The sequence below is a fragment of the Streptomyces sp. NRRL S-495 genome (assembly GCF_000966955.1).
GTDB classification, from domain to species: Bacteria; Actinomycetota; Actinomycetes; order Streptomycetales; family Streptomycetaceae; genus Kitasatospora; species Kitasatospora purpeofusca.
This window is the reverse complement of the sequence record NZ_JZWY01000959.1, coordinates 1-8,516: the sequence shown is the minus strand read 5'-3', so window position 1 is coordinate 8,516 and position 8,516 is coordinate 1. Positions and strand designations below refer to the sequence as shown.

The window sequence follows — 8,516 nt, the reverse complement described above, 5'->3', positions numbered from 1 at the left end:
CCGTGAACACCAGCAGCAGCTGATCCGTGAACAGGCCGACCGCGACGCCCAGCAGCAGCAGGCCGAGCGCGACCACCAGGCGAAGCTGGAGTCGGACCGCCTCGGCCACGAGGCCGCCGAACGCCAGGCTGCCCGCGAGGCCCAGCAGCGGCAGGCGGACCGGGAGGAGCGACTGGAGCGCGATCGCCTCGCCCACGAGGCTGCCGAGCGTCAGGCCCAGCGCGACGCCCAGCAGCAGCGGGAGGACCAGAAGCGGGCCGACCGCCTCGCCCGTGAACAGCAGGACCGGGACGAGCAGGAGGCCCGTGAACGGGCCGACCGGGAGGCCCGTGAACAGCGCGCCCGGGACACCCGTGAACGCGCCGAGCAAGCCGCCCGTGAACAGCGCGCCGCCCAGGAGCAGGCCGACCGTGAACGCGCCCGCCCGGCCCCGAAGGTGGAGGCGGTGAACACCGTGAACACCACGGCGGCCGCGAAGATGACCGAGGCCGCCGCGTTCGCGTTCATCGAGGAAAACCGCGGGCTCAGCGTCCGCGACCTCGCCGACCGGACCGGATGGTCCACCGGCTGGGTCAGCGCCCGCAAGCAGCTCGCAGCCGCCGCCGCGTAGTCGACCGCTGGCCGGGCGCCCGCCGAAAGGCCGGCGCCCGGCCCACCCGGAGGAGAATCCGACCATGACCAACGACATCCCGGTGCGACGTCCCTCCGCCTACACCGACGCCAAGGGCCGTGGCACCTGGACGCGGATCGCCGAAGTGCAGCGGGGCGGCGACCCGATCACCACCCAGCAGCGGATCGACGCGGCCGCCCTCCTGGACGACCTGCTCGCCGCTGCCGCGAAGCACGACATCACCCTCGACGACCTGGACTGGACGATCGACCTGCCGGGCGGCTGCATCGACGTGATCACCGCCAAGGCCCGCAAGCGCTGACCAAACGTCGGAGGCCCGGACCAGCACGGTCCGGGCCTCTCTCGGCCCCTCGAAACCCCACCTGCCCCGATCGGCGCGTACGGCCACGGCCGTCCGCCGGGTGAGGCAGGATCAGGGGATCAACTCCAGAAACGGCTGAAGGCCCGGTCTGCCAGGACCGGACCTTCGCGTAGCCGACCTCGTCCCACTAAGAACCGAGGCCTGTTGTCCAGCGTACGGAAGTCCCCCATCTCCGCGCCACCGCTGTCCGGCGTTTCGCCCAGCGACGTGGCGCGTTCTGCTGTCCAGCCGCCCTCTCGCGCCGCGAAGCGCCCGAGGTGCCGTCTCTGCGGCCAGGGCCTCGTGATCACCCTCGGGAAGGTCACCCCGACCTACTGCTCTGGATCTTGCAAGAGCAAGGCGAAGCGCATCCTCGCCAAGGCCAAAAACGCCCCGGGTTCAACCGGCAACGTCGCAGGTCAGGCGGCATCTGGGGCACCAAAAACGGGCGGGCGCTTTAGTAGTAAGGGAAAAATTCCGTCCACCCCAGGTCAGAGGGGGTCTGGGGAGCGAACCGCCCCGAAACGGACATCGTCCGCTGACGGGGGTCGGGACGGCCGGTACGAGCGGCGGGATCGGCACCAGACGGTGGCGCTCGGGTCGGCCTTCTGCAAGTGCGGAACGCGCCTGCTTGGCGGCGAGGCGCGGGTCATGACGGGCGCCGCCGCGAGCTTCTCCGGGGTGCAGACCTGCCACTCGGTGCACCTCTGCCCGGTCTGCATGAGCAAGGTGCTCGCGGTCCGCGCCTCGAACGTCCAGCTCGCGGCCGACGGCCTGGCGGCGGCCGGCTACGTGCTCGCTCTCGGCACCAACACGCTGCGGCACTTCAAGCGGATGCCGTACGGCACGCTGAGGGACGGCCAGCGCGGCGGCCTGGTCGCGGTGCTGCACGATGCCTGGAAGGGCGCGTACGGGTCCGCTGGGCGCCCGTGGCGGCGTCTGCGGGACGGGTACGGGATCGTCGGGTACGAGCGCGCCTTCGAGGACACCTGGGGCTCCGAGAGCGGCTTCCACCTCCACTGGCACGTGCTGTGGGTGCTCAAGGTCGACCCGGCTCTGGTCGGCGACGCGCGGCAGCAGCTGCTCGACCGGTTCCGGCGCGCGGTCGCGCAGACCTGGCGTGACGCCGTGGTCGCGGCCGGCGGGTACGACGTCAGCATGAAGTGCGACCGGCCCGGGTGCTCCTGCGGCGGCGAAGGGCACGGCACCGACGTCCGGTTCATCGGCGCCGACGAAGAGGGTGAGACGGCCAAGTACCTGTACAAGGACGGCGACAAGGGCACCGGCCGGATCGGCATGGAGCTCACCCGGACGGATTTCAAGGACGGCCGGGGCTGGGACCGCATGAGCCCGCTGCAGCTCGGCGACCTGGCGGCGGAAGAGCTGCTGCAGCTCGGCGAGCCGGGCCCGCTGACGGAGCGGTACCGGGAGCGGGAGCGCGGGGTCTACAAGGTCCGCAAGCACTACCGGAGCCAGAGCCTCAACAAGTTGATCAAGTCCTTGGAGATTGAGCAGGACGTCCGGACCGAGGCGGAGATCGCGGCGGAGGAGGGCGAGGGTCTGCGCGCGGTCGCGGTCATCCCTGCCCGCACCTGGTACCGGCACGTCGCCTACCACCCGGGCCGCCGTCTCGCGCTGCTGCGGGCGACCGAGGCACTCGGCGAGACCGGGGTGCGGACGTTGATCGAGAGCTGGGGACTGAGGTGGGGGCAGGACGTCTTCGAGGCCCCGCCGGAGGACGGCACCGACACCGCGACGCCGGCGGCCGCAGTGGACCGGGACGACCCGGTGCACGGCACCTCGGACGACGGCATCACCTGGCGGCTCTCGACTCAGGCCGGGCCGGAGCCGGTCGCCCAGGGCTGGCCGGAGCCGGTGACCGATGAGGAGATGGCGGCCGCCGAATTCCGCCGTCGCCGCCGGACCGTCGCCGCACAGCGGGCGGTCGACGTGGCGGAGGCGATGGACCGGATCCGGGGTGTCGGCTGACCGACCCGGGCCCGACCTTGGCGCATCGCTGCAGGTGGCCGCCGGGGCTGTGGCTGTGCCGGGCCGTGCCGCCCAGTAACCGCCCTGGACCGTCCTGCTGGACGGTCCAGGGCACTAGCTCGCTCCGCCTCGGCGGCGCCGGAAGGTGACCGTACCCACTAACTTGCTCCGCCTCCGAGGGGGCGGCGTCGGTGCGGTCGGGCGTCGGCCTGGTCGACGACGGCGACGTCCTGGTGCTCGTGGTCGACGTCGAGAACCGCGGCCTCGATCGGGAGGCGGCGGGCGCCGGCGAGCGCGGGCTCGGCGGTCTGGTCGACGTCGTCGCGGCGGTACAGCGGGCGGCGGGGAGTGCTCATCCCGGGACCGTACCCGGACCATGATCGCCGAGATGCCAGAGGTGCGACCGACTGCGCCGTTGTGAAAAGGCCGGCGGGCGGGGGCCGGGTTCGTGACAGCTCTTGCATCTCGGCACGGGTGTCCGTCGGGTCGTGATGCAAGGGTGTGTCCGCGCGAAATCTCGGTGGGCTCGGCGTGCTCCTGGTGGTGCTCGACGTCCTGGTGCTCGTCGCCGATCGGTACGTGAAATCGGTGACGTGCAGTACGTCATCGCGGGGTGGTCGGCGAGTCAGGCCGGGCTCGATCGGGACCGCCAGGAGTCGGCGGGGACCGAACCGCGGGGCCGGCCTTTTCGCGCTCGGCCCGCCGACCGCCCTCCCCATGGGTCGGGCTGGGCGGGGGGTCGTTCCCTCGTTGGCGGCGGGCTTGTCCCTGGCACGGGTTCCGGGGGTCCGGCTCCGGCTCCCCAGTCGGTCACGGGTGCGCGCGGTCGGGGGCCGGGCCCCCGGGTTCCGTGCGAGCCTGTGGCGCCGTCATCGAGGGGGCGGCTCCCCGGCCGGGTCGAGCCAGCACCACGACGCACGCCGCACCCGGAATCCGAGGGCATCCCTCCGCAGGCGGCCCGCCGGAGGCTCCCCGTGCTGACCGGTGGGCGGCCTTGGCGCCCGGCCCGGAACGGCCGCAAGGCCGCATGCCCGGCCGGGGCGGCGGGGGCCGCCCCGCCTTGAGTGAGTAGAGAAAGTTTTCGACACCGGGCATGACCGAGCCCCCGCCAGCGGGGTGCTGACGGGGGCTCCGGTTCTTGATCGACATCCCCTCTCGGGGAGCGGTAAACGGGGCGGTAAAGGTAAACGGTAAACGCGTGGCCTGCGGATTTACCGTCAGCCGGTGGCGGCTCGGGGGGCGGGGGAGTGGTCGGGAGAGGGGTACTCCCCCGCCGGGTCGGCGTCCTCGTCGACGGTGATGTCGGGCACGAGGTGGGCGGGCAGGCGGGGTTGGTGGCCGAGGGCCTGGGCGAGCTTGTCGTAGCGCACGCCGAGGGCGGACGGGGGGACGGCGCCCTTGATCTTGACGACCTCGGTGGGGATCCCGGCGTCCCGGAGCGTGCTCGGGAGGGTCTTGGTGGTGGCGCCGAGGAAGCGGCGGGACTGCTGGAGCGAGGCGAGGATGTCGGAGACGTGGACGCCCGCGCGGCCGTCGAGGTCGGCGACGGCGACCAGCTGCTCGACGGCGAGCTGGAGTTCCTCGCGCCAGGCGCCGGCGTCGACCGCGACCGGCTCGGCGACGGGCTCGGCGACGACCTCGGCCGGGGCGGTGGGCAGGACGTGCGGGGTGGCGGCGATCAGCTCGGCCGGGACCGGCCGGACCGTGAGCTGGAACGGCCGGTCGCCCCGGGCCACGCACGCGCCGATGGCGCCGACGACGGAGAACAGGAACACCGACCCGGACCACATCCAGGATCCGGCGACGACGGCGGTCGGCGGCAGGGTGAGGACCAGGCACCGCGCGGCGGCGGTGCGGTGGCGGCGGTGGCGGATCTGGCCGGGGTCGAGGACCGGGGCGGTGAACTCCCCCAGCGCGCTGATCGCGGCGTCGTGCCGCTGGGCCTCGTGGTCGGCGGCGACGAGTGCGGTCTGGTCGGCGGGGACCAGGCCGCCGTTCAGCTCGGCGCGCTGGCGAAGGCGCCGGGCCTTCTTGTGGGCGGCGCGGGCCTGGCGGGCGTGCTCGGCGACGGCGGCGGCGTGGGCGTCGGCGCGGGCCTTGACGATGCGCCGGGTGATCTCCTCGGGGCCGATGGTGTGGCCTCCGGCCCAGTGGGCCAGGGCGACGGCGATGTGTCCGGCGCCGGCGCCGGTGCGGGCGAGGGTCGGCGGGGTGCCGGTCTTCGGGGCCGGGGGCTGGGTGGTCTCGGGTGCGGTGGTCATCAGCCGATCACCGAGTCCCCGAGCCAGGAGACCAGCGGGATGCTGACCTTGGACGTCCAGCCGCCGACGGAGGAGGCGATGCCCCAGGTGGCGCCGGTGACGCACCCCGAGATCGCGAGCAGGCGGGGCTGCCAGCCCTTGGCGTACCAGATGGACAGGCCGAGGCCGACGACAGCGGTCAGGGCGAGCCAGGAGCCGGAGTAGGAGAGAACCTCGGTCACGGCGATGGGCGCCTTGGCCGAGTCGGCCTTGCCGAGGGCGAAGGAGCTGATGTCCTGGCCGGTCCTGTTGCCCGAGCCGGTGACGGCGGCGGCGGCCTTGTTGACGGCGCCGCCGGTGACGGCGGAGGCCAGGACCATGGTCACGGCCGCACCGCTCCAGGGCAGCCACACCGTCCGCGGCTTGAGCGCCCGGATGGTGTGCCCGTCCTTGAAGTACATGACCATGCCGGTGGACACGGCGGTGCAGAAGCCGAACGCGCTGCCCGCGCGGTTGACGGTGTCGGTGACGGTGAAGAGGTCCATGGGTCAGCTCTCCAGCAGGTAGTAGTGCGCGAGGGCGGCGGGGACGAGGGCGAGGGTCCCGGCGCCGACGGCGACCAGGACGGCGGTGGTCAGGGCGGGGTGGACGCGGCCGCTGGCCCGGGCGACGCCGGTCCAGAACACGGTCATGAAGCCGAGGCCGATCACGGCGCCGGGTCCGTGCTGCTCGGCGAGCGGCAGCGCGAACCGGGCCCACAGCGGCGATGCGGCCAGGCCGAGGAGGACGGCCGGGCGGCAGCAGGCCCGGGCCGCGCGCCGCACCCGGGGCCAGTCCACGGTGTGGTGGTAGTCGGCCGGGAGCTCGCGGATCGCGGCCGGGGCGGCGAAGGCCGGCGGCAGGGTCGCGGGCCGCTGGCCGGGGATGTGCCAGGGGTCGGTGACCAGGCCCGGCGTCGGCGCGTAACTGGGCTGAGGGGGAGTGGGGTTGGTCATCGGTTCCACCCCTCGCGGCGGGCCAGGAGGCGGATGCAGTACCAGGCCAGCGCGCCGTCGGCGGCGACCAGGAGCAGGCAGAACAGCGTGCCGATCACGGCGGTCTCCAAGTCGGGGAGCGGGCCCGGCCGATGAGGCTCGGCCGGGCCCGGGGGCGGTCAGGACTGGCCGAGCCGGTCGCGGCTGTGGTCGGTGCGCGGGGCGTGCACGACGCGGCCGTTCGCGCGGGCCTCGTCGTAGTCGGCGGCGGTCCAGGTGCGACCGGTGTCCGGGTCGACGTGGGAGGCCGGGGTTGCGGTGCGGGTCGAGGGCTTGGCCTCGGAGCGGGGGAACATCAGTTGCTCCTCCGCCCGATGAGGCCGGTGAGGACGAACGGCTGGGACTCGTACACGCACATCGCGCGGAACTCGGCGGGCCACTGCCCGTCGCTGCTGGCGTCGGTGACCGCGATCCGGCTGCACCAGGACTCGCGGACCAGGCCGCTGACGACGTCGATCGGCACCGGGGTGACGGTGCGGTAGGCGACACCGTCGGCGCCGTCACGGCGGGCGATGCCGACCAGCGGCAGGTTGATGCTGCTCTTCATCGGACACCGCCCTTGCCCACCAGCACGGCCAGCAGGCGACGGGCGGCGCCGGCCGCACGGGCGACGTCCTCGGGGGTGATCGGGGGGACGTGAGTACTACCGTCGGACATGGCTGTCCCTTCCTTGCAGGGGGTGGCCGGAGCCCCGTCCGGGTCGCATCCGGGCGGGGCTCGCTTGCATCACCTAAGGTAGGGCACGGCGGGAATTTGCGCTACCCCCTTGGTAGTGCACGTCTCTGTGGTCTACCTTCTAGGTAGCGCGAGCGGTTCGAACGCTCGCACAGAAAGGAGGGACGGCATGGCTGGATACATCGCGATCGCCCGGCACTTCGAGGGGCTCATCGAGTCCGGAGAGCTGAAGCCGGGCGACCGACTCCCGACCCAGCGGGAGGTGATGCAGCAGTGGGATGTGGCGGGACAGACCGCCTCGCGGGCGTTCAAGGTCCTGAGGGAGAAGGGCCTGACGCTGGCCACCACCGGCGGCGGCACCGTCGTGGCCCCGTCGGGTAGCGCGAACGTCGCTTCGCGCGTTGAGACCTGGGCAAACACGGGCCGGGCGCTCAAGAAGAACGAGTCCTCCGAGATCTTGGAGGTCGGCCGGGTCGGTGCCACCGAGACCGTCGCCGCCCGACTGGGGATCGACCCGGGTAGCCCGGTGCAGCTTCGCCGGCGCCTTGTCCGCAGGGGCGGAGTGCCCGTGCACATGAGCTCGTCGTACTACCCGCTGTACGTCGTCGAGGCGACCCCGGAGCTGGCCGAGCCGGTGTCCACCGGTGCGTCACGCGAGCTGGCGGCGGAGCGTCTCGGCAGCGTGCAGTCCAGGTGGAGGGAGGAGATCACCTCTCGGGAGTCCACCGGGCAGGAGCGCCAGGCGCTCGGCCTCACTGCCCCGGCCTGGATCCAGCAGGTGGTCAGGACCGTGTGGCTGGCCGATGGGCGGGCGGTCGAGACGGCGATCAAGGTGGTTTCCGCCGAGACCGTGATCAGCCACGAAGGCGAGTTCTGACCGACCAACGAGTGGGCCGCACCGGAATTGCCCTCCGGAGCGGCCCCGTGATCCACGGAGGTACCCCGTGTTCCACACCATCCAGTATCGCCTGGTCCACCCGGGGGTGGCCCGGTGATCAGCACCAAGACCATGACCCGGGCCCAGGTCGACTCTGCCGAGCGGACCCTGAGCCTCGGCACCTGGGCCATCACCGCCGGGGCGATCCTCTACAGCGTCCTGACCGTCACGCCGCTGGTGGAGTCGGTCAGCCCGGACGGCTGGGGCTGGACCGCCCCGGTGCTCCCGCTGGTGGTCGACTCCGCGGTCGTCATCGTGATCCGGCTCGACTCCACCGTCGCTCGCCTCGGCGGTGAGGCCGGAGTGTGGCCGGCCATCCTGCGGTGGCTCACCGGGGTGTTCACGCTCGCGCTGAACGTCGGCTGGTCCGCGCTGGAACGGCACTGGGTCGGGGTCGGTGTTCACGCCGTCGCGCCCGCTCTGCTCATCGCGACCGGCGAGGCCGGCCTCGCCTACCGCCGATCGATCACCCGGGCCCTCGACCGACTGGACCGTGAACACCAGCAGCAGCTGGCCCGTGAACAGGCCGACCGCGACGCCCGTGAACAGCGCGCCCGCGAGGAGCACGACCGTCAGCGCGCGGACGACGAGCGCCGTGAACGCGAAGCCCGTGAACACCAGCAGCAGCTGATCCGTGAACAGGCCGACCGCGACGCCCAGCAGCAGCAGG

At 72.9% G+C, this 8,516-nt stretch carries 9 protein-coding genes and 2 pseudogenes; 5 read left to right on the top strand and 6 right to left on the bottom strand.

The annotated features are described in order from the left end of the window. The 3 genes and pseudogenes from VR45_RS47555 to VR45_RS37040 form a co-directional block, all read left to right on the top strand. A pseudogene (locus VR45_RS47555) lies at positions 1–610 on the top strand (hypothetical protein); the annotation flags it as partial. Positions 611–674: 64 nt separating this feature from the next. After that, positions 675–932 (top strand): hypothetical protein, encoded by a 258-nt coding sequence (locus VR45_RS37045; protein WP_045944331.1) that lies wholly within the window; start codon positions 675–677, stop codon positions 930–932. Positions 933–1,622: 690 nt separating this feature from the next. Further along, positions 1,623–2,960, top strand: coding sequence for a hypothetical protein (locus VR45_RS37040; RefSeq protein WP_045944330.1), 1,338 nt, complete (start codon positions 1,623–1,625; stop codon positions 2,958–2,960). Positions 2,961–3,118: 158 nt separating this feature from the next. On the opposite strand, the gene VR45_RS37035 is transcribed toward VR45_RS37040, so the two are convergent. The 6 genes from VR45_RS37035 to VR45_RS37015 form a co-directional block, all read right to left on the bottom strand. Continuing rightward, entirely contained in the window at positions 3,119–3,316 is a 198-nt protein-coding gene (locus tag VR45_RS37035) for a hypothetical protein (RefSeq protein WP_045944329.1), read from the bottom strand. Between the two features lie 861 nt (positions 3,317–4,177). After that, positions 4,178–5,221, bottom strand: coding sequence for a hypothetical protein (locus VR45_RS37030; RefSeq protein ID WP_045944328.1), 1,044 nt, complete (start codon positions 5,219–5,221; stop codon positions 4,178–4,180). Further along, positions 5,221–5,745: a hypothetical protein gene (locus VR45_RS37025; protein WP_045944327.1), complete on the bottom strand. Its 525-nt coding sequence runs from the start codon at positions 5,743–5,745 to the stop codon at positions 5,221–5,223. The genes VR45_RS37030 and VR45_RS37025 overlap by 1 nt, the downstream gene beginning before the upstream one ends. A gap of 3 nt (positions 5,746–5,748) precedes the next feature. After that, positions 5,749–6,195: a hypothetical protein gene (locus VR45_RS37020; protein ID WP_045944326.1), complete on the bottom strand. Its 447-nt coding sequence runs from the start codon at positions 6,193–6,195 to the stop codon at positions 5,749–5,751. Positions 6,196–6,353: 158 nt separating this feature from the next. Further along, positions 6,354–6,530 carry a hypothetical protein gene (locus VR45_RS47550; RefSeq protein WP_159394498.1) on the bottom strand — a complete coding sequence of 59 codons (177 nt, stop codon included), beginning with the start codon at positions 6,528–6,530 and terminating at the stop codon, positions 6,354–6,356. After that, positions 6,530–6,781 (bottom strand): hypothetical protein, encoded by a 252-nt coding sequence (locus VR45_RS37015; protein ID WP_045944325.1) that lies wholly within the window; start codon positions 6,779–6,781, stop codon positions 6,530–6,532. The genes VR45_RS47550 and VR45_RS37015 overlap by 1 nt, the downstream gene beginning before the upstream one ends. A gap of 225 nt (positions 6,782–7,006) precedes the next feature. Between VR45_RS37015 and VR45_RS37010 the strand changes: the two genes are divergently transcribed. Together VR45_RS37010 and VR45_RS37005 are read left to right on the top strand one after the other, a co-directional pair. Further along, on the top strand, positions 7,007–7,786 hold the full coding sequence (locus VR45_RS37010) for a GntR family transcriptional regulator (RefSeq protein ID WP_234326539.1): 780 nt from the start codon (positions 7,007–7,009) through the stop codon (positions 7,784–7,786). A gap of 114 nt (positions 7,787–7,900) precedes the next feature. Next, a pseudogene (locus VR45_RS37005) lies at positions 7,901–8,516 on the top strand (DUF2637 domain-containing protein); the annotation flags it as partial.